Genomic DNA, 19,599 nt, shown 5'->3' on the forward strand with positions numbered 1-19,599 from the left:
CGCGATCTCGTTCAAGGTGCTCTCCTCACGCAATACTTCTAACACGATCATGGCCTTCTGTTCCGGGTTGTAGGTTTTCCGTTTGTTTGTCATAGTTTTATTTTATCTTATTTTTTCAGTTCTGTGTCCAACCCTATGGGGACATTATATTTCGTTGAATTGCTGGATCAGCATCCCTGGTTTAAGGTAGCTGCCATTGCAGCCAGTGCTGGTTCGGCAGGGAAAACCTACGAAGAAGCTGTTCAGGGCAGATGGAAGTTGTCTAGTCCTATTCCCGAAGGCGTGAGAAACATTGTCATCCAGGATGCTTCGAAGGTCAATGAAGTTGCCGACCAGGTCGATTTTACTTTGTGCGCAGTGGATATGAAAAAGAATGAAGTTCAAGCTCTGGAAGAGGCATACGCTCAAACGGGCACGCCCGTTGTTTCCAATAATTCCGCTCACCGCTGGACGCCTGACATCCCTATGGTTATTCCGGAAATTAATCCCGGGCATATCGAAGTGATAGCTGCCCAGAGAAAGCGGTTGGGCACCTCAACCGGGTTTATTGTAGTTAAGCCTAACTGTTCTATCCAGAGCTACGTTCCGGCACTTCATGCACTGTTGGATTTCAAGCCAACGAAAGTGGTTGCGTCGACGTACCAGGCGATTTCCGGGGCCGGTAAAAACTTTACCGATTGGCCCGAGATGCTGGATAACGTTATCCCTTATATTGGCGGCGAGGAAGAAAAAAGCGAGCAGGAACCGCTGCGAATTTGGGGAAGTATTATAAATAATGAGATTGTAAAAGCAACTGCCCCGTTAATTACTACACAGTGTATCCGCGTTCCGGTAACGGATGGTCATTTAGCTACGGTATTCGCGTCGTTCGAGAACACACCGTCGAAGGAAGAAATTCTGGATCGCTGGCGGCAATTCAAAGGTCGGCCACAGCAACTCAGCTTGCCGAGCGCACCAAAGCAATTCATCACTTATTTCGAAGAAGAGAACAGACCGCAGACGAAACTTGATCGAGATATTGAGCGCGGCATGGGAGTTTCGGTGGGCAGATTGCGCGAGGATACCATCTACGATTTTAAATTTGTAGGATTATCGCATAATACGTTACGTGGAGCAGCCGGGGGCGCTGTACTCATCGCCGAATTGCTCAAGGCGGAAGGGTATATTCAAAGCAAGTAAACCATGCGTACTCGTGAGCCGACCGCAAAAAAGCGTTGCGTTACATGGACATATTGGTGTAATAATGGTAAATATTTGGTATGTGGGAGTGGCGTAAACGTGGGCTGACCACGAGGACGCACATATTCATACCGCCGTACGCCGGGGCAGAGGTAAGGGGAACTATCCATTTACCTCTTTTTGTTTTGGCTTGTCAATGAGGTCATCTGTGTGAGTTGTCCGAACGAATACAGGCCCACGCGGCGGCCAAACTATGATACCATAGGCTGGTAATCCGGCAAACACTGAAAAACGAAAGAGGTGAAGACTTGTCTCACGTCAGGATTAGATGTACCGCTCTAATAATTGAACATAATTCTGTTTTGTTAGTTCAGTACGATGATAATGGCATTCATTATAATTTGCCTGGAGGCGGACTAGAGCCGGGCGAAACTATACTAGAGGGCGTCGCGAGGGAAGTGTTAGAAGAAACCGCTGCAGAAGTTGATGTCGGACCGTTAGCGTTAGTGTATGAACTGGCCCCACATAAGCAGTCTGGCAGTTACAATGTCAATCAGCAGCACGGGCTACATCTCATATTCGAATGCAGGCTAAGGCACAACTCACTACCACGCTTACCTGACCATCCAGATCCCCATCAATCAGCGGTCCAATGGATCCCTTTAGACGACCTACACTCCATTCTACTCCTACCAAACATCAGCGAACAAATACAGAACTATGTAGCGCACAGACGAAGCATCGAACTAGTGCAGGATTTTGAATTGGCCAGACTTAAAGAACTGCAGTAATCATCGGCGGACCCATGACGCCGGCTGCACCACCGCATGATGTTACCGATCAATCATTTTGCTCGTATTGGGGTAAGGGCAGCGGCACTAGATACGTTGAAACGTCGAACTTCTTACAGCGTATATGTCATTGATAACATATTTTTGCAGAGGAGCTAAGAACAATGTTCAAGAAAATGTTTGCCAAATTAGGCGTGGGTGCTGCGAAAATTGATTTTGTTTTAGATCAGCCGGAGGTTGCCCTTGGTGACTCCTTGTCAGGGGAGTTTCGAATCACAGGCGGGTCCGTGCAGCAGAAGATCAATAGGGTCGACGTTGACCTTGTTCTACAACTGAATTTGAAAGGAACAGCCATCTCTAAAGTAATTGCATCCATTCCTGTTAGTTCCTCATTTACCACTCAAGAGGGAGAAAACAAGGTCATTCCGTTTACATATGCTGTACCCAATGACATTCTTATTTCTAGCTCGGGCATCTCTTATCATCTCGCCAGCCGTCTGGATATCGCCGAGGGAGTGGATACATCCGATAATGATTACGTTCAAATTCTGCCGCCCCGCAAATTCCAAACGATTTTCAAGGCAATGGATGCTATGGGATTTCGGGAAAAACCTGACTCAGGGAACTTTAATGGATATTCGCAGGAATTTGAATTTTTTCCGACAGGCATGTTTAGAAATGAAGTAAGAGAAGTTGAATTCGTGGCAGCCATTGAACCTGAAGGCATCCGGCTTTTGCTTGAAGTGGATTTACCACCTTCGGCGTTCGGGAAGAGAGAACTGAAGCAGGAGGTTTTCTTCCACAATGCTGAATTGGATTCGGTAGAACAAACAGTAAATAAAATGCAGACAGCTATTCAAGATATGATGAGCAATCCGCACGCGTATGTCTCATCACACAAGTATGCGTCATATGGCCACGGATCTCGTCATGGCGGCGGGCTTGCAGGCGCGGTTGGCGGACTGGCGGCTGGTATGCTTGGCGGAATGATCATTGGTGACCTGATGTCAGGAGATGATGAAGCTCATTCTGGTGAGGAAGGTGCGGGCGACGATGCAAGCTTCGACTTCTTCGGAGACGGGGAAGACGAGATATAATGCCAAATGCATCAAAATTAACTACCGAATCCAGTAGCCGCCCCAATTGTCGAAAATGACTCCCATCGGGTATACGGAATAAACCACCTGCATGTATTCCAGCAACCAGAATATATTAATGGGAGGTCAATCGTTAGGAATACCACCACAAAGAGATTTATTATGGCATTTTTGATGCTATGCTAATGATATTTTCATCACTTTTGTTGGTGGGCTGTGGGGCTCCAAATCGGTGGTATTAAGCCATTTTTCAGGCCGCGGTAATCTCATGCGGTACATACACACAAGTCAAGGAAATAAATCAAGTTCCATTAACTCCCATTGTTGTTTTTAAAGATATGAATTTTAAACGTTGCCCTTCAAAATTATATAAATCTACTTGCAACGTCTGCGTTTCTTTGTGTAGACTCATATCTTTAATAAAAAAAGCAGGGGCATCGATTTGTTTAAGTTCGTTGACTAGAGCGGCCTTCTCCAAAGAACCGATCTGGTCAACGATTTTAATGCTGTCGGGGATAATCGTCGCTGGCAATATTGCCGACACAGGCCCGTGGAACTTTGCATTGATTTTGTTTCTTATTGTGTACTTCCCAATATCTTCTTTTCTAATCTGAACCCAAAGAACAATAGGTTTGTTATTTTTCCATTTGCTTTCATCTCTTTCTCCAACCAACAGCTTATTGCTAGAGGTATCTATTTCTACTAATATAACCCGCTATCTCGCCGGCTTCGTTATTATTACATCCCGCAACAATAACTACAGCGAAAACAAACAACATGATTTTTTGGATCAAAGGCAATTTCCTTTCGAAAAAGCAAATATTTTGGTACAAATTCGCTCAGAATCTTACTATATCTGAGAATTTCGGAGTCATCGAGCCGCCCGCATTATACTAGAGCGGGTCGAACTTATTATATACTATTTAATTTGTTACAATTGGTGAGATGATAATTTTCTAGAACGAATCAGCCTTGAAAGAGCACTACTGCCTGATGGGGTGTAATCGCCAATGAATAATAAAATGAAGTTTATTTATGTTGGTATATGTGCTTCATCGCTATATATCATTTTAACGATTTTTGGTTACTGGCTATTTGACGGTCTTCGGCCAAACCGCGTCGGGCCTGTGGGGACGGGCGGCCGGTTCACTACAAGTGAAACAGTGCTTTTTATTATCCGGTTAATAGGTGGCATTTGCCTTCTAGTCTTCAATATATTAGCTCTTATTTCGGCAAAACGAAAAATGTGACGTTTCTGACGACGCGCAAATTTTTGCAGGGATTAGCTCTACAAGCCCGAATAGAAAGGCCGTGCAACGGCGAGGTGGAAATTCGTTACAGTTGGATCTTTTGATAGCGATTATGGCGCTGCACTGGACATTTAAGATTGCAACGGCAGCAATACCTGAACTTTTTACCAGCTTTTTTATAGCGTACAACTATCAATAGTGATACACTATGATCAGGTTATATTGATCCAGAAAAGATGTGTGACGAGGTCGGCCATGGCTTCTGTGGCGCCTAAGCAGGAGTGCTTACATCCTTTCTGCAAAACGTAGGGTATAAGGACGGTAAAAATGAGCGACAGACAAACTAAAACAGACGTTATCTTGATTGGTGCGGGAATTATGAGTGCTACTTTAGGGTCACTGCTGAAAGCACTAGTACCGGACTGGGAAATTAAAGTGTTCGAGAGGCGCGCAAGCGCAGGAGAGGAAAGCTCGAACGAATGGAACAATGCGGGCACGGGGCATTCTTCACTGTGCGAACTCAACTACACCGTCGAGCAGCCGGACGGATCCATAGATATTAGCAAAGCTGTCAAAGTAAACAAAGAGTATCAGGTTTCAAAGCAGTTTTGGTCTTATCTTGTTAATAGTAATCTGATACGTAACCCCCGGGATTTCATCGTGCCAGTGCCTCATATGAGTTTTGTCCAAGGGCAACAAGATGTAACATTTTTGAGAAAACGTTTTGAAGCGCTGTCTAACAATCCCCTGTTTCAAGGGATGGAATTTTCGGATGACCCAGCCAAGCTGATGGAATGGATTCCGCTAATGATGAAAGAGCGCACATTGAATAAACCAATAGCGGCAACAAGAATCGAATCCGGCACTGATGTTAACTTTGGCGCTTTAACGCGGATGTTATTTGCCCACTTAAAGAGTAAAAACGTCGATATAAAATTCAAACAAAATGTTGATGATATTAAACGCACTAGCGATGGCGCGTGGGAATTGAAAGTGCGGAATGTCGATAGCGGTACCGTTGAGCGCCATACTGCGAAGTTCGTCTTTATCGGCGGCGGGGGCGGCAGCCTGCATTTGCTGCAAAAGTCCGGTATTCCCGAAGGAAAAGGCATTGGGGGATTTCCGGTAAGCGGACTATTTATGGTGTGTAAGAAACCGGAAATTGTGGCTCGGCATAATGCCAAAGTATACGGCAAAGCCTCTGTGGGTGCACCTCCGATGTCGGTGCCGCATCTTGACACGAGATTTATCGACAAGAAACAATCACTGTTCTTTGGACCGTTCGCAGGCTTCTCACCAAAGTTTTTAAAATACGGTTCAATGTTTGATTTGGTAACTTCCGTGAAAACGCATAATCTCGTAACTATGATGTCGGCAGGAGTAAAAAACGTTGCATTGACAACATACCTGATCAAACAAGTTATGTTATCGAAAGAACAGCGCATGGAAGCTCTACGCGAGTTTGTCCCAGACGCCAAAGGTGAGGATTGGGATTTGTTGGTGGCAGGTCAGCGTGTGCAAATCATTAAAGATACTGCCGCGGGCAAAGGAACACTTCAGTTTGGCACGGAAGTTATTAGTGCCGCTGATGGCTCGATCGCTGCATTGCTAGGCGCTTCTCCGGGTGCGTCTACCGCCGTTTCCGTCATGCTTGGTCTAATAAAAAAATGCTTCCCGCAGCATATCAAAGCGTGGGAACCGAAAATAAAAGAAATGATTCCTTCTTATTGCGAGTCACTGTTGGATAACCCGGCGCTTTTCCGAGAAATCCAAACTGCTACAGCGCGGACGCTTGGCTTAAGCGAAAAGTCGCCGTCACACATAGCACGCCGAACCATATCATAAATAACATTTTGATTTAAGAACTATTTTTTTGTCTGCATGAGCTGCTTGCTGTTTTCCGCAATTATATATCTAAATAATAAACCCTCCCAATCTACTTGAAGCTGATTCAAAACATTGGGAGGGTTTATTTTGTGACACTATAGGGATTAATCCACCCGGTGACAGAAACCTTTGCCATGTACGCAGCGTCAACATGATATGAAATTCTAAAGATTGAAGAAGGGGTTGTTAGCGCTGCGATCATTTATCAATAGGCCGGTTTTTATGTTTTATCTTGTCGGATTCAGCAGCTTTTTTGCAGGCTGCTTATTTGTTCCATCTTTTCCTTGGTACATACTCGGAGATGTGAAGGAATCGGAGATCGGGAGCTGGGGATTCTTATCGATGGTCGGTGGCGCGGCATCCATTGCAGGAGCCACAGCCATTAAGCTGACCGCTGTCCGGGTCCAAAAAGTTTTACTCCTTTTTATCGTTCGTCGGTTTCGCACTGTTGATTTTAGCGCAAGTGCCCGCACTATTGATGTGGCTCTTGTACGGCGGTACATTCACTCTCGATTGGATGCCGTGGGCGACACTTGGCATGGCGATAGGCATCGCACTTCACGTTTGGATTGGACTCGCCTCTATGGCCGCAATGGTGTCAGCAGGCAAGGCCCTGCGGGGAGGGATCAAGCCAGGGCTTAAGCTGAGCGGGAGAGGATGGACTATCTTTGCCGGCGTGCTGCTGCTTCTGTTCGCAGCACTATGGGGCTGGGAGGCGTATCAAAACCGCCACTGGATTGCGTCGATAAGTCCTGTGGACGGGGCGGTCGATGTACCGCTAGATGCGCAGGTGGCGGTGACATGGAAAGGCAGCTACGACAGCATGGGTATGAGCATCGATTATGCGGACGAGCCAAATCTGCCAATCCCGGGCGGAACTGCTGCCTCGCAATACGGCATCAGCTTCACACCGGAGACACCTTACCTGCCGGGCCGCACGATACAAGTTACTGTGGAAGCGGGCAGGCGCTCACATACGTTCACCTTTACCACAGCGCGTCAGTGAGGATGAAATGGTCAACCGTCGTTGAACTAACCTATCTGCTTGTGAACCAAAGGAGGATTAACATTGAAAGAAGAAACGGTCGTGGCGGGAAGGGTCGCCTACGATGTTGAGAACCGCGAATGGGTCATGTATGTAGAAGACAAGTTTGTGCCAATGGAGCAACTATTCGGAGCTGTTGACAGTGAATTGGATAGACAGGGGCTTCCGCAGCTCCGGGTGGGGGACGAGTTAGTCGTGCTGCTGCGCAGGAATAAGCAATAACGAGGTCGTGACTTGTTATGAAACGCTTTTCGTGCTCACGCCGCAGACCAATATTTCGTATTTGTGTTTTATGCAATTCAGATTATTCGGTGGATGTACCTTACCGTTAACCATGTTCCCTATACTGCTAGACATATGAGTCAGCAGATGATCTGGCAGCATACATCTATTTTCACCCACTCTGGAGAACACCTTTAGCAAGGTCATCGATCTTACGAGGGTGGACAGATGCTCTTGGTATCGCCAGAGGAGGGTGGATGTACAAATGTTTGAATTTACTTGGTAGGCGCAACATTTATTAACGAGGACAGTGTCTGTCTGTTCACCATGACATCTGCGAGAGTATACGAATCTAATACTTGCAAATAAGCGTCTAACGCGTCTTTTAAAATATGTTTTAAACGGCAAGCACAGCTAATTTTACATGTGTTAGTCTGGTCATCGAAACATTCCACGATATTTAACGTTTCTTCTGTTTTTCTCACAACATAACCGATGTTAATTTCTGCTGTATCAATAGCAAGACATATTCCGCCATTCCGCCCCCTTGTGGTTTCAATTAGCCCCAATTTGCCCAATTCGAACACAATTTTACTTATATGGTGATTCGAGACATCAAATGTTTCGGCAATTTCTTTTATACTAGCCAACTGTCGTTCTGATTGGGCGGCCAAGTATATTAAGATTCGTAATGCATAATCAGTATAAGTAGTTAGCCTCATCTACACACCTCCGACATTGTTCTGCAAAATTAGCAGCTAAGCATGAAACCTCCAAGTATACTGTTCACTATTTTAACATAACAATTATAACATGTATGTTGACTGTACATCATTAAACCTGTATTTTATATACATGTTTAGTGTTTTCGAAATGTTAAGGAGGGTATACATATGGAAGCAAACATGAGCTTATATGAGAAATTCGGTGGAGAAGAGACGATCGCTAAGGTTGTAGATCATTTTTACGATCGCATCTTGGCGGATGATACGGTGAACCACTTTTTTGAGAACACCGATATGGAGAAGCAGCGGCGACATCAGACGAAGTTCATTAGTTTCGCCCTCGGTGGACCGAATCAATACACTGGCGGAACAATGGCAAAGGCTCATGCAGGCATGAATCTCCAGCCCGAGCACTTTTCAGCGATCGTTGAACATCTCCATGGTGCCCTTGCTCATTTTGGTGTGGAGGAACCAGATATTGCCCAAACCTTAACTAAGGTCGCTACTTTAAGAGATGATATTTTGTACAAATAAGTTAATTCACTGATTCCCTTGGGATACAAGAGTTGTAGACGCTGAAATGCGACAGTTGATTCAGGGTTAATGCTTCGGCATCCTTTTTTATTTGCTCCGCTGATGTTCCAGTTTCTATACTTAATGATATAATATGGAAGTTATGTAAGCGGTATGAGCCTCTCTAGCGGGTCTCGGTTACCTTTTAATTCCCACGCTAAATTTGCTCGCGGCGTGTAACGATGACGATTGGGTATGTAAAAGAAGCAACAACGCAAACCTTAACGTTTGGATCGCCTTTCCCTAAAAAGCATCAGCAGCATTAATCACTTGCTCTTTCGGTGACGGATTTAGATAAATCAATACACTTTTACCAGGCCGTATTTGATGCTACGCAATTAGCGTTTACAATAGGTAGAAAGGTCGTGTGACATGAGATGTACGAGATACAGGAATTAACTGCACAAGATGAATGGCTTGAAGCCTTCCCAGTTATGCATGAGTTGCGAACACATTTAGACGAAAATGCTTACCTTGAACTGTTGTATAAGATGGCAGATGAAGGCTACAAAATGTTTGCTCTTTTCAATGATACAAACATCTTAGCCGTGACGGGTGTTATCATAAGAACTAATTTCTATGATGGCAGACACGTTTTTGTATATGACCTAGTGACATACCCATCCGAACGTTCGAAAGGATACGGAGAGCTGCTTCTCACATATATTGAACAGTGGGCAAAAGAACATGGATGTGAAAAACTAGCGTTAGATTCAGGAGTGCAGCGTATTGATGCACATAGATTCTATGAGAATAGAATGGGCTTTGGCAAGTTTAGTTATGGTTTTAAAAAGATGATCGATATGAAATGAGTGCTCAGCCAACGCCATGATAATTACTGAGCAGCTCAGCGCCGCAGCGCTGCAGCCGCAGCTGCTCGCATGGCGCGGGCAGCTCGAGGCGCTGCAGGGCCGCCTGCATGTTGTAACTACAAAAGTTATAACGCTAGGAATTACAACAAGACATATTTGGAGGGACAAAAAATGAAAATGCTAGTAACAGGCGCGACCGGGAAGTTGGGAACGAAAGTTCTGGAGACGCTGTTGAAATCTGTACCAGCGAGTCATATTGCTGTCAGTGTGCGCAATCCCGAGAAAGCGGAAGGGTTACGCGCACGCGGAGTAGAAGTTCGCCAAGGAGATTTTGACCGCCCAGAGACATTGGATTCTGCTTTTGCAGGGGTCGATCGCTCACTAATTATTTCTGCGGACGGAGACAACGAAACAAGAATTCGTCAGCATACGAATGCAGTAGCTGCTGCAGAGCGCGCGGGAGTTCAATTTATTACATATACCAGCTTAGCCAATGCAAGTGAAAGCAGCATTTTCCTCGCTCCCGTTCACCGCGCCACGGAACAAGCCATTGTGAAAACGGGCATCCCTTACTCGTTCTTGCGAAACAATTGGTACTTGGAAAACGAGATTGGGAGCATTCAAGGCGTAATGGCAGGCGCTCCGTGGGTGACGTCCGCTGGTTCCGGTAAGGTCGGTTGGGCATTGCGGCAAGATTATGCCGAGGCGGCTGCAGCTGTTTTAGCGGGCGACGGACACGAGAATACCATCTATGAGCTTTCGGGCAAGCCGTTGACACAGGAAGAACTGGCGTTTGCTCTAGGCATGGTACTAGGCAAGGAAGTCACAGTGCAACAGGTAGATGACGCATCTTATGCGGACATCATGAGAGAAGCAGGCGTACCTGACTTCGTCGTCCCTATTCTTGTGGATATTCAGCAGGCCATTCGGGAGGGCGCGCTTGAGGTGGAAAGCAACGATTTCGAAAAGCTGCTCGGTCGTCCGGTTACGCCAATCACGGAGGCACTCACTCAAATCGTTCACGGCATCACTCAAACAAAATAATAAAACCGCCATTCTCAATAAAAAATCATTGAAAGAGGTCGATTTTATGCCGTATGTGAATATTAAAATTACGAATGAAGATGTCACTCCGGAAAAAAAGGCTCTGTTAATCAAAGGCGCAACTCAACTGCTGGTTGATATACTGGGAAAAAATCCGGCGACAACGGTGGTCGTCATTGATGAAGTCGATACCGACAATTGGGGAATCGGCGGCGAGACGGTGACCGTCCGGAGAAAGCAAGGTAAATAGATCTGAGAGAAAAGTGACCGACATTCGACCGCACCTTACGAACTCCACGCAAACAAAAAAGGAGCTGATTTCTCAGCTCCCCTCACACACATGTTATGTGTGACTCTCCAGCAACGATTGCAGCTTTTTCTGCCGCTCTCTTTCGATTTTCCTGCGTTGTTTGTCCTCCGCACCGAACGCTTTTAACAGCGAAACACACATCAACACCATAATCACCGCAAACGGCAGGGCTGCGATAATAGAGGCTGTCTGCAGCCCCTGTAATCCGCCGCTCATCAATAACACAACAGCTATCAACGACTGCATGACGCCCCAAGTAATTTTCATACGGGCAGTAGGATTTAGCGCACCGTCGGAAGACAGCATACCAAGGACAAATGTCGCCGAATCAGCAGACGTAACAAAAAAAGTGATGATCAACAGCAAAGCGAGAACACTTATAATCGTTCCCAACGGCAGGTGGCCCAATGTGATAAACAGAGATGTGGTCACATCATTTTTCACAGCGTCGGCGACAGGGAACTTATCAAACAGCTCGAACTTTAGTGCCGTACCGCCAAACACCGAAAACCAGACAAAACTGAGAGCACTTGGAACTAACAAGACGCCGAAAATAAACTCACGAACGGTCCTCCCTTTGGACACTCTGGCGATGAATGTACCGACAAATGGCGCCCACGCAATCCACCAAGCCCAATAAAATAAAGTCCAGCTGCCGATCCATTCACTGTCGGAGAGAGGGGCCAACCGCAAACTCATCTGCGTAATATTTTGCAAGTACCCGCCTAGCGTCGTGGTCAACGTATCGAGGATAAAAGAGGTGGGACCAACCAACAGAACAAACAACATCAGCAGAAAAGCTAAAGTTAAATTCGTGTTGCTTAATATTTTGATGCCTTTGTCGAGCCCGCTTGTAGCCGACACCAAATACAATACAGTGAGCACACAGACGATGCCGATTTGGAACGCAACCGTATTGGTGGTGCCGAACACATAGTTTAAACCGCCGCTTATTTGCACGGTACCGAACCCCAAAGATGTTGCTACGCCGAACGCCGTGGCAATGATCGCCAGGACATCGATTAGTTTTCCGATGGGGCCGTGGGCTTTATCGCCAAGCAATGGGACGAAAGCGGCGCTTATCAACCCTTTGTAGCCCTTACGAAATTGAAAGTATGCCAGCGCTAAGGCAATGATGGTGTAGATCGCCCAAGGGTGCAGCCCCCAGTGGAAAAACGAGTACCGTAGGGCAAGCCGACCGGCCTCCGTACTCGCTGGAGCCGCTCCTTCCGGTGGCGCCGTGTAGTGGGACAACGGTTCTCCTACGCCCCAAAACACAAGCCCTATTCCCATTCCTGCACTGAACAACATAGCGAACCAGGTTAAGGTCGAATATTCCGGCTTATCCTCATCTCGGCCAAGCTTTATCTTGCCGAAACGGCTGAAAGCCAGGTATAAGGCAAACAGCAGGAAACCGAATGTCGCCATCAAGTAGAACCAACCAAATGTATCAATTGAAAAACCGAACAGCGTGTCGGTGACAGCTGCTAAGTGCTCAGGGGCGATCATCCCCCACATGACAAACAGCACGATTATCGTTATAGAAATAGCAAAAACCATTCTCAGTCACCTCGTAGAAATTTTTTTAAACGCCCGATGCGCCTCCCTGTCGTTGGAATAATTCACTATGCTTTAGTTTAGAGAAAAAGCGTGGAGGAAGTCAATAAAAAATTTCGTTTAATCTTTTTGTACAGAATAAACTGAATGAATTGAACATTTTGTTCTTTACTTGGTGCGCTTAATTTCATACAATTAGCCTATGTTTAATGTCGATACCTGACATTCGGATTGAACAAGTGGAGGACGGTGCAATGGGAATGGGCCTGGAGGGGCTAACAAGTGAGCAGAAATCCGTAATAGAGAAGGCCCGCAAACGGGTTGTCGAATCGATCGGCAAAAATATGGACTTATATGGCGTCAATCATACGACGGGGCATCTGTACGGTTCGTTGTTCTTTCAAAATCAACCAATCACGCTGGACGACATGGTGGAGGATATGGGCATGAGTAAAGCCAGTATGAGCACAAGCGTCCGTACATTGGTGGATCTGAATATGATTAACAAGGTATGGGAGCGAGGATTCCGCAAAGACCTATACCAGGCGGAGGCCGACTGGTTCCAGACATTCACTGATTTTTTCGCGATCAAGTGGCGAAAAGCGATGGAAATAAATCTTCAGGCGCTCCGCAAATCATTATCTGAACTCAAACGGCTCGCAGCAAATCACGCACAGGATGAACGGTTGCACCAGGTACTCAGCGCTGACATTGAAAAGCTTGAAATGGCGGTCGGATATTACTTATGGTTGGGGACACTGATCGACAAGCTGGAATCGGGAGAGATTTATGAGTTCGTGCCTAAGGAAAGGGCAGACAATTGAAAGGCACAATCAGAGTCGAAACATAGCGATGTTGCAGGAGCCTGACAGTCGGGTTCCTTTTTCTTGTGCTCTATAATCCAGCGTTTCTCACGTCCAAGATATGGGTATTCTCCATTAACGGCTCGGTTTTTGTTTGATGTCGTTTTGTCTTTTTGCGAAAATTCCAGTTTACCCTGACAATAAAAGGGAGTAATCTAAACATTGAGCTTATCGAGAAAGTGCCTGAAAAAAATCGAATAGCGGGCAGAGGAAACCCCCGCCGTCGAATGATTTCCGCCATTGCATTCGGCACGTTCTCGACTCTGGCACATTGGACATTTGCTTCACCCATTCATTTTACAAATACAAGGAGTCAGAACATACATGCAGGAGATAGTTGGCTACAAATCCATAGCACTTGATATCGCCCATAGAATTGTGAGCGGTGAATTTCCCGTGCAAAGTAAAATTTCGGGACGGACACTGTTGGCAAGTCATTACAATGTCTCTCCAGAAACGATACGCAAAGCAATCGGCTTGCTGAAAGACGAGGACATAGTTTCCGTCTCACAAGGAAAAGAAATTATGGTTATTTCCGACCACAATGCGTATGAATATATCACCCGTAACAATTACCTAAAGTCCGTGTACTCACTGAAACAGGATTTAGAGCAACTTCTGGCGCAAAAAAAGGAAATCGACCACAAGTTTGAAGCCCTGCTATCGGAGATCACCACCACCTCAGACCGGCTGAAGAATTTAAAGCCGTACCATCCTGTAGAAATCACGGTCAGTGAACATTCGCATGCCGTTGGCAAAACCATAGCTGATCTGCAGTTTTGGCAAAACACAGGAGCCACAATTTTAGCGTTACGCAGGGGCACACAAGTTTCCATTTCACCGGGACCCCATGTTATTCTGGGCGCGAATGATGTGATTGTAGTGGTTGGGGACGGGCACGTGCAGGAGAAAACAGAGCATTTCATCAACCGGTTCCAGCCGGAAGAATGAACTGAAAGATGCATAAGAAAAAGGGACTATCAGAGGGTGTTTAACCCGGCGGTGGTCCCTTTTTTCATGCTTACAACAAGATTAACCATCTTTTTACAAACAACTTAATTCAATTTTAAGGGTTGTTAGTTCACAGTTTGTTTGTTATAGTATGAACTACCCCATCGGTCGCTTGGGAATCATTGCCGAGCGGCCAACGCGTACCATCCAAAAATCGATCAGGGAGGGTTGTTTGGCCGCATGAAAAAAAATGTAGTTGTGATGCTGTTCCTGGCTGTGCTTCTGATCGTGGCCGGCTGTGGCAAACCCGATGAAGCGGGTTCGGCAGGCGGCGATTCGTCAGGCGCGGCTGCTGGAGCTGGAGCAAGTGAAACGTTGGCCGAAGCCAAAGAGAAAGGATCTATCACGGTCGGCTTCGCCAATGAGAAACCGTATGCCTACAAGACAGAAGATGGGACCGTCACCGGTGAAGCCGTTGAAATTGCCAGAGTGATATTAAAAAATCTCGGCATCAATGAAATGAAGGCAGAGCTAACCGAATTTGGATCACTGATTGGCGGGCTGCAAGCAAAACGATTCGATATGATCACCGCAGGTATGTTCGTCAATCCCAAGCGATGTGAAGCCGTTCTGTTCGCTGATCCAGAGTACAGCATCGGAGAAGCGCTCGCGGTGAAGCAAGGCAATTCTCTGCAGCTGAAGAGCTACAAGGATATCGCGTCGAACAAAGAAGCAAAAGTGGCGGTGATGACGGGCGCCATTGAAATCGGTTACTTGGAAGGTTCCGGGGTGCCTAAAGACCGTATTGTGCAGGTACCCGATCAAGCATCGGCAATCAATGCTCTCCAAGCGGGCAGAGTGCAGGCGATCACTATGACGGGCCCATCGCTGCAGGCGATGCTGGACTCTGCCGAAGACAGCAGCATTGAACGGGTAGCTGATTTTGAACAGCCCGTGATCGATGGCAAAAGTGTAAAAGGATACGGTGCCACCGCGTTCCGCCAAGCCGACACCGAGTTCCAGCAGGCGTATAACGCCGAGTTGAAGAAAATGAAAGAGTCGGGCGAGCTGCTCACTATTTTGAAAAAATTCGGCTTCACTGAACAGGAACTCCCTGGGGACATGACTGCCGAGCAGCTGTGTCAGCCATAGCATGCCGATTTCATGGATTGATTTTCTTCCAGCGCTGCTTGAGGGAGTGGAAATTACGCTGCAGGTGGCTGTGTTTTCTTCCGTATTGGCGTTGGCGATAGCAGTTGTCGTTGGTTTACTCAAGTTATCCAAAAAGTGGTGGGTACGTGCGTTAACTGGGGTGTATGTAGAGATATTTCGGGGAACCTCGCTGCTGGTACAGCTCTTTTGGCTATATTTTGTGCTTCCTTTCATCGGGATTGAATTACCAAAATTAGCGGCAGCCATATTGGCGGTAGGGCTTAACTTTGGAGCGTATGGCTCAGAGATCGTGCGCAGCTCAATCCGCGCCATCCCCAAGGGTCAGTGGGAAGCGGCGATAGCTCTTAATATGAGACCATGGCAAAGGATGATTCACATCATTTTTCCCCAAGCTTTTGTCAGGATGCTGCCACCGTTTGGTAATTTATTCATTGAACTCGTGAAATCGACATCGCTGGTGTACTTTATTACGATGGCTGATTTAACGTATCAAGCAATGGTATTACGCAGTAACTACATCTCCTGGACATCGGAGATATTCGGGCTCCTGCTTATTATATACTTTATCATTTCCGCTCTTGTTGCTTTTGGCGTGCGCATGCTGGAACGGAAATTGACGGCAGGGAGGATGTAGTCTCATGTGGGATTGGGAATATGTGATTGAAATTTTACCTGAGCTTCTGGCAGCTCTGAAAATGACGGTGACGGCTACCATTTGCGGGTTTGTTGTGGCATGTGCGGGCGGTTTGTTTTTCGCCGGCGCAGCGCGATCCGGCTGGAAGGTGTTGTCCCTGTCGGCTAAAGGCGTGATTGCATTCATTCGCAATACTCCTTTGTTGGTGCAGGTGTTCTTCTTGTACTACAGCCTGCCCGTAGTAACCGGTGTATCACTGACCGCTTTTCAGGCGGGAATCATCGGACTTGGCCTGCATTACAGCACGTATTTGTCCGAAGTATACCGGTCGGGAATCGAGGCGGTCCCGAAAGGGCAGTGGGAGGCGGCGCTGGCGCTGAATTTCTCCAAAGTAAAGACATGGACGAATATCATTCTGCCTCAGGCGATACCGCCGATTATTCCGGTATTGGGAAATTACCTGTTGGTTATGTTTAAGGAGACTCCCGTGTTATCGGCGATCACGTTGGTCGAACTGATGTTGACAGCTAAAAATATCGTAGCCGATTCATACCGCGTTTTCGAACCTTACACCCTGGTCGGTATATTATTTTTGGCTATCAGTTATCCGGCATCCTTACTCATACAACGACTTGAAAAACGCATGCAGCTCCCTGCAGGTAGATGACGCTTCACCCTACTTGCATGAGTGAAAATTCTGATCATACGGAGGTGGCGCAAATTGGCCGTGCCTGTCGAGAAGCTTGATTATGGTGCAGCACTGACAACGAATGCCAAAAAAGGTGCAGCTAATGGAGCATCTTCGGCAAATCAACCTATGCAACCGATCGTAAAATATACAAATGTGACTAAGAAATACGGCGATCTCGAGGTATTGTCAGGCGTTAATCTGGAGATAAAGCCGGGAGAAAAGGTGGCTATGATCGGCCCAAGCGGCTCAGGAAAAACGACATTGGGCCGTATGCTGATGACGCTGGAGGAACCAACGTCCGGGACCATCGAGCTTGACGGTGAGCTGTTGTGGCATACTCGTGTGAAAGGTCGTCTGGTTCGGGCGAATGAGGCGCATTTGCACCGCATGCGGATGAATGTAGGCATGGTGTTTCAGCACTTCAATCTTTTTCCTCATATGACTGTGCTTCGGAACGTAACGGAAGCTCCCCGCAAAGTGCTTGGCTTGTCAAAAGAGGAAGCGGAGGAGCGGGCGGTGTCGATGCTTCGCAAGGTGGGGTTGGATGAAAAGCTCATTGTGTATCCGGCCCAGCTGTCAGGCGGGCAAAAGCAGCGGGTTGCCATCGCGCGGGCACTGGTTATGCGCCCCAAAGTGATGGTATTCGACGAAGTCACCTCGGCGTTGGATCCGGAATTGGTCGGCGAGGTGCTTGAAGTCATCCGCGAGATAGCCGATGAGGGTGAAATGGCGATGTTGCTGATCACGCACGAGATGGACTTTGCCAGGGATGTCGCCGATCGCGTGATCTTTGGTGCCGATGGGACCATCGTAGAAGAGGGACCGCCTGAAGCCATTTTCGATGATCCGCAGAGTGAAAGGTTACAGATGTTCTTAAAGCGATTCCGCTCCGGGTGATCGGCAAAACGAAAGGTGTAGAGCCATGCAAATAGAGCGTAGTACAAGTTTCCGGGCTGCTGCCCCTGAGGATGGTGCACAGGTATGGGAGTTGATCCGGCAGGCAGGATCGTTGGATGTGAACTCCGCCTACAGTTATCTCATGCTGTGCGATTATTTCCGTGACACCTGTGTTGTGGCGGAGGAAAATGATAACATTGTCGGCTTTGTATCTGCTTTTCGAGCTCCGCACAGCGATGACACGCTATTCATCTGGCAGTTGGCCGTTGCACGATCCCATCGCAGAAAAGGATTGGGAAAATCAATGATCCAAACATTGTTGGCGCGGGAGGCCTCCCGTATCCGCTATGTGGAGGCGACGATTGGTCTGTCCAATACGGCCTCCCGCCAGCTCTTTACGAGTTTGGCAAAGCATTACCACACGCGCTTCGAGGTGGAGACGGGTTACGACTCCCCGTTATTTCCGCCGGAGAGTGAGCATGAAACAGAAAATTTGTTCCGTATCGGCCCGTTGTCCGTTGAGAAAAGCTGATTCCACCCGTTGGCAATTGGCTGAAACAAAACAAATGGAGGTAACGTATGGGAACACAATTGCTGGAAACATCCAATTTGGAAGTCTTTGATCAGTTTGAATCGGAAGTGAGAAGCTACTGCCGCAGCTTCACGACAGTGTTTAATAAAGCTAAAAATGCAAAGCTGTGGGACACACAAGGCAATGAATACGTCGATTTTTTTGCCGGAGCAGGCGCATTAAATTATGGGCACAATAACGAACAAATTCGTGCGAAATTAGTCGAATATTTGATGAAGGACGGCATCACCCACAGTCTGGATATGGCGACAAGCGCTAAAGAAGCTTTTTTACTCAGATTTCAGGAGGTTATTTTAAAGCCGCGCGGGTGGCACTACAAAATAATGTTCCCGGGGCCGACCGGCACTAACGCGGTTGAAAGCGCTTTGAAAATTGCCCGTAAAGTGACCGGGCGATCGACCGTGATGTGTTTTACCAACGCTTTTCATGGTATGACAATCGGGTCGCTGGCAGTCACGGGCAATACCTTTAAACGTAATGGAGCAGGCGTCGAATTACACAACTCAGTCTTTATGCCGTACGACGGCTACTTTGGTGCAGAAGTCAATACTGTCGATTATATCGCAGCTCTGTTGGATGACCCGGGCAGCGGCGTTCCTCTGCCGGCCGCAGTGATCTTGGAGTCGCTCCAAGGGGAGGGTGGATTGAAGGCTGCCAGCGCGGATTGGCTGCAACACATAGCACGTCTATGCAAAGACCGCGGCATTTTGCTCATTGTCGACGATGTTCAAATGGGCTGCGGAAGAACGGGATCGTTTTTCAGCTTCGATCATATGGGCATAGAGCCCGACATCATATGCCTGTCGAAATCCATCGGCGGCTATGGTCTGCCAATGGCAATCACATTATTAAAACCGGAGATCGATGCTTGGATGCCGGGGGAACACAACGGTACGTTCAGGGGTAACAATTTAGGCTTTATAGCAGCCGCTGAAGCTTTGAGCTACTGGGAAACACCAGATTTTGAGAAGAGTATCATTCGCAAGGCCCAAATCGTCCGTTCTGCCTTAGAGCAGATGTTAAAAACATATCCTGAGCTGTCCGGGGAACTTCGCGGGAGAGGTCTGATTCAGGGTATCGCTTTCAAAGAAGACGGGTTGGCTGAGAGACTGTGCAAAAATGTCTTCGAACAAGGCCTCATTATGGAGACCTCCGGGCCGTGCAGCGAAGTCGCGAAGTTAATGCCGCCTTTGACGATAGAAGATACAACACTGGAACAGGGACTAAAGATTGTTGCAGCCGGCATGGCAAGGCTGGCAAATGCAGTTGCTCTTGAAGAAAAGAAAACCAAGTTGGAGGTATAAAC

The 19,599-nt window shown here is 47.2% G+C and carries 21 protein-coding genes; 18 read left to right on the top strand and 3 right to left on the bottom strand.

All coding sequences use genetic code 11. The features are described 5' to 3' along the window. The first annotated feature begins 135 nt into the window (after positions 1 to 135). The 3 genes from asd (at position 136) to CBW46_RS16885 (ending at position 3,067) form a co-directional block, all read left to right on the top strand. The gene (gene asd / locus CBW46_RS16875; RefSeq protein WP_089201170.1) at positions 136 to 1,179 is read left to right on the top strand and encodes an aspartate-semialdehyde dehydrogenase; all 1,044 of its coding nucleotides are present in this window, start codon (positions 136 to 138) and stop codon (positions 1,177 to 1,179) included. Positions 1,180 to 1,487: 308 nt separating this feature from the next. Further along, positions 1,488 to 1,970, top strand: a complete 483-nt coding sequence (locus CBW46_RS16880; RefSeq protein ID WP_089201171.1) for an NUDIX domain-containing protein — start codon at positions 1,488 to 1,490, stop codon at positions 1,968 to 1,970. 164 nt (positions 1,971 to 2,134) lie between these two features. Further along, a complete protein-coding gene (locus CBW46_RS16885) occupies positions 2,135 to 3,067 on the top strand; it encodes a sporulation protein (RefSeq protein ID WP_089201172.1) in 933 nt (310 codons plus the stop codon). A gap of 301 nt (positions 3,068 to 3,368) precedes the next feature. Here CBW46_RS16885 and CBW46_RS16890 read toward each other — a convergent pair whose 3' ends face one another. Further along, positions 3,369 to 3,740, bottom strand: a complete 372-nt coding sequence (locus CBW46_RS16890; RefSeq protein WP_089201173.1) for a hypothetical protein — start codon at positions 3,738 to 3,740, stop codon at positions 3,369 to 3,371. Positions 3,741 to 4,644: 904 nt separating this feature from the next. Here CBW46_RS16890 and CBW46_RS16895 point away from each other — a divergent pair. The 3 genes from CBW46_RS16895 to CBW46_RS16905 all read left to right on the top strand — a co-directional run bounded on the left by CBW46_RS16895 (position 4,645) and on the right by CBW46_RS16905 (position 7,471). Next, positions 4,645 to 6,162: a malate:quinone oxidoreductase gene (locus tag CBW46_RS16895; RefSeq protein ID WP_089201174.1), complete on the top strand. Its 1,518-nt coding sequence runs from the start codon at positions 4,645 to 4,647 to the stop codon at positions 6,160 to 6,162. Between the two features lie 517 nt (positions 6,163 to 6,679). Further along, a complete protein-coding gene (locus CBW46_RS16900) occupies positions 6,680 to 7,210 on the top strand; it encodes an Ig-like domain-containing domain (protein WP_165842356.1) in 531 nt (176 codons plus the stop codon). 63 nt (positions 7,211 to 7,273) lie between these two features. After that, complete coding sequence (locus CBW46_RS16905; RefSeq protein ID WP_089201176.1) at positions 7,274 to 7,471, top strand: hypothetical protein; 198 nt, start codon at positions 7,274 to 7,276, stop codon at positions 7,469 to 7,471. A 275-nt stretch (positions 7,472 to 7,746) separates the two neighbouring features. Here CBW46_RS16905 and CBW46_RS16910 read toward each other — a convergent pair whose 3' ends face one another. Then, positions 7,747 to 8,193, bottom strand: coding sequence for an Rrf2 family transcriptional regulator (locus tag CBW46_RS16910; protein WP_089201177.1), 447 nt, complete (start codon positions 8,191 to 8,193; stop codon positions 7,747 to 7,749). A gap of 171 nt (positions 8,194 to 8,364) precedes the next feature. On the opposite strand from CBW46_RS16910, the gene CBW46_RS16915 reads away from it, so the two are divergent. From CBW46_RS16915 to CBW46_RS16930, 4 genes are all read left to right on the top strand, one after another. After that, positions 8,365 to 8,730 carry a group I truncated hemoglobin gene (locus tag CBW46_RS16915; protein WP_089201178.1) on the top strand — a complete coding sequence of 122 codons (366 nt, stop codon included), beginning with the start codon at positions 8,365 to 8,367 and terminating at the stop codon, positions 8,728 to 8,730. Between the two features lie 416 nt (positions 8,731 to 9,146). Continuing rightward, positions 9,147 to 9,581, top strand: a complete 435-nt coding sequence (locus CBW46_RS16920; protein WP_089201179.1) for a GNAT family N-acetyltransferase — start codon at positions 9,147 to 9,149, stop codon at positions 9,579 to 9,581. A gap of 171 nt (positions 9,582 to 9,752) precedes the next feature. After that, positions 9,753 to 10,625, top strand: coding sequence for an SDR family oxidoreductase (locus tag CBW46_RS16925; RefSeq protein WP_089201180.1), 873 nt, complete (start codon positions 9,753 to 9,755; stop codon positions 10,623 to 10,625). Between the two features lie 46 nt (positions 10,626 to 10,671). Continuing rightward, positions 10,672 to 10,875 carry a 2-hydroxymuconate tautomerase family protein gene (locus CBW46_RS16930; protein WP_089201181.1) on the top strand — a complete coding sequence of 68 codons (204 nt, stop codon included), beginning with the start codon at positions 10,672 to 10,674 and terminating at the stop codon, positions 10,873 to 10,875. Positions 10,876 to 10,968: 93 nt separating this feature from the next. Here the strand turns inward: CBW46_RS16930 and CBW46_RS16935 are convergent, their stop codons facing one another. Then, the gene (locus CBW46_RS16935) at positions 10,969 to 12,495 is read right to left on the bottom strand and encodes a glycine betaine uptake BCCT transporter (RefSeq protein WP_089201182.1); all 1,527 of its coding nucleotides are present in this window, start codon (positions 12,493 to 12,495) and stop codon (positions 10,969 to 10,971) included. 257 nt (positions 12,496 to 12,752) lie between these two features. Between CBW46_RS16935 and CBW46_RS16940 the strand changes: the two genes are divergently transcribed. The 8 genes from CBW46_RS16940 (at position 12,753) to ectB (ending at position 19,597) form a co-directional block, all read left to right on the top strand. Then, on the top strand, positions 12,753 to 13,316 hold the full coding sequence (locus CBW46_RS16940) for a GbsR/MarR family transcriptional regulator (protein WP_089201265.1): 564 nt from the start codon (positions 12,753 to 12,755) through the stop codon (positions 13,314 to 13,316). Positions 13,317 to 13,679: 363 nt separating this feature from the next. Further along, entirely contained in the window at positions 13,680 to 14,306 is a 627-nt protein-coding gene (locus CBW46_RS16945) for a TrkA C-terminal domain-containing protein (protein WP_089201183.1), read from the top strand. 240 nt (positions 14,307 to 14,546) lie between these two features. Then, positions 14,547 to 15,458 (top strand): ectoine/hydroxyectoine ABC transporter substrate-binding protein EhuB, encoded by a 912-nt coding sequence (gene ehuB / locus CBW46_RS16950; protein WP_089201184.1) that lies wholly within the window; start codon positions 14,547 to 14,549, stop codon positions 15,456 to 15,458. A gap of 1 nt (position 15,459) precedes the next feature. Beyond that, positions 15,460 to 16,113, top strand: coding sequence for an ectoine/hydroxyectoine ABC transporter permease subunit EhuC (ehuC, locus tag CBW46_RS16955; protein WP_089201185.1), 654 nt, complete (start codon positions 15,460 to 15,462; stop codon positions 16,111 to 16,113). A gap of 4 nt (positions 16,114 to 16,117) precedes the next feature. After that, on the top strand, positions 16,118 to 16,780 hold the full coding sequence (gene ehuD, locus CBW46_RS16960) for an ectoine/hydroxyectoine ABC transporter permease subunit EhuD (RefSeq protein WP_089201186.1): 663 nt from the start codon (positions 16,118 to 16,120) through the stop codon (positions 16,778 to 16,780). A 150-nt stretch (positions 16,781 to 16,930) separates the two neighbouring features. Further along, the gene (gene ehuA, locus CBW46_RS16965) at positions 16,931 to 17,701 is read left to right on the top strand and encodes an ectoine/hydroxyectoine ABC transporter ATP-binding protein EhuA (RefSeq protein ID WP_089201266.1); all 771 of its coding nucleotides are present in this window, start codon (positions 16,931 to 16,933) and stop codon (positions 17,699 to 17,701) included. 25 nt (positions 17,702 to 17,726) lie between these two features. Beyond that, on the top strand, positions 17,727 to 18,233 hold the full coding sequence (gene ectA / locus CBW46_RS16970; RefSeq protein WP_089201187.1) for a diaminobutyrate acetyltransferase: 507 nt from the start codon (positions 17,727 to 17,729) through the stop codon (positions 18,231 to 18,233). A gap of 47 nt (positions 18,234 to 18,280) precedes the next feature. Next, positions 18,281 to 19,597, top strand: a complete 1,317-nt coding sequence (gene ectB / locus CBW46_RS16975) for a diaminobutyrate--2-oxoglutarate transaminase (RefSeq protein ID WP_089201188.1) — start codon at positions 18,281 to 18,283, stop codon at positions 19,595 to 19,597. The last annotated feature ends 2 nt before the right edge of the window (positions 19,598 to 19,599 follow it).

This window comes from Paenibacillus xerothermodurans (assembly GCF_002220865.2).
Classification (GTDB): Bacteria; Bacillota; Bacilli; order Paenibacillales; family NBRC-103111; genus Paenibacillus_S; species Paenibacillus_S xerothermodurans.

Bases quoted from the DNA above. Each gene is read 5' to 3' on its own strand.
- CBW46_RS16910 (WP_089201177.1), bottom strand. From the start codon at position 8,193: ATGAGGCTAACTACTTATACTGATTATGCATTACGAATCTTAATATAC.
- asd (WP_089201170.1), top strand. From the start codon at position 136: ATGGGGACATTATATTTCGTTGAATTGCTGGATCAGCATCCCTGGTTT.
- CBW46_RS16935 (WP_089201182.1), bottom strand. From the start codon at position 12,495: ATGGTTTTTGCTATTTCTATAACGATAATCGTGCTGTTTGTCATGTGG.
- CBW46_RS16885 (WP_089201172.1), top strand. From the start codon at position 2,135: ATGTTCAAGAAAATGTTTGCCAAATTAGGCGTGGGTGCTGCGAAAATT.
- ehuC (WP_089201185.1), top strand. From the start codon at position 15,460: ATGCCGATTTCATGGATTGATTTTCTTCCAGCGCTGCTTGAGGGAGTG.
- CBW46_RS16895 (WP_089201174.1), top strand. From the start codon at position 4,645: ATGAGCGACAGACAAACTAAAACAGACGTTATCTTGATTGGTGCGGGA.
- ectB (WP_089201188.1), top strand. From the start codon at position 18,281: ATGGGAACACAATTGCTGGAAACATCCAATTTGGAAGTCTTTGATCAG.
- CBW46_RS16920 (WP_089201179.1), top strand. From the start codon at position 9,147: ATGTACGAGATACAGGAATTAACTGCACAAGATGAATGGCTTGAAGCC.
- CBW46_RS16945 (WP_089201183.1), top strand. From the start codon at position 13,680: ATGCAGGAGATAGTTGGCTACAAATCCATAGCACTTGATATCGCCCAT.
- CBW46_RS16915 (WP_089201178.1), top strand. From the start codon at position 8,365: ATGGAAGCAAACATGAGCTTATATGAGAAATTCGGTGGAGAAGAGACG.
- ehuD (WP_089201186.1), top strand. From the start codon at position 16,118: ATGTGGGATTGGGAATATGTGATTGAAATTTTACCTGAGCTTCTGGCA.
- CBW46_RS16930 (WP_089201181.1), top strand. From the start codon at position 10,672: ATGCCGTATGTGAATATTAAAATTACGAATGAAGATGTCACTCCGGAA.
- CBW46_RS16925 (WP_089201180.1), top strand. From the start codon at position 9,753: ATGAAAATGCTAGTAACAGGCGCGACCGGGAAGTTGGGAACGAAAGTT.
- ehuA (WP_089201266.1), top strand. From the start codon at position 16,931: ATGCAACCGATCGTAAAATATACAAATGTGACTAAGAAATACGGCGAT.
- ectA (WP_089201187.1), top strand. From the start codon at position 17,727: ATGCAAATAGAGCGTAGTACAAGTTTCCGGGCTGCTGCCCCTGAGGAT.
- CBW46_RS16940 (WP_089201265.1), top strand. From the start codon at position 12,753: ATGGGCCTGGAGGGGCTAACAAGTGAGCAGAAATCCGTAATAGAGAAG.
- ehuB (WP_089201184.1), top strand. From the start codon at position 14,547: ATGAAAAAAAATGTAGTTGTGATGCTGTTCCTGGCTGTGCTTCTGATC.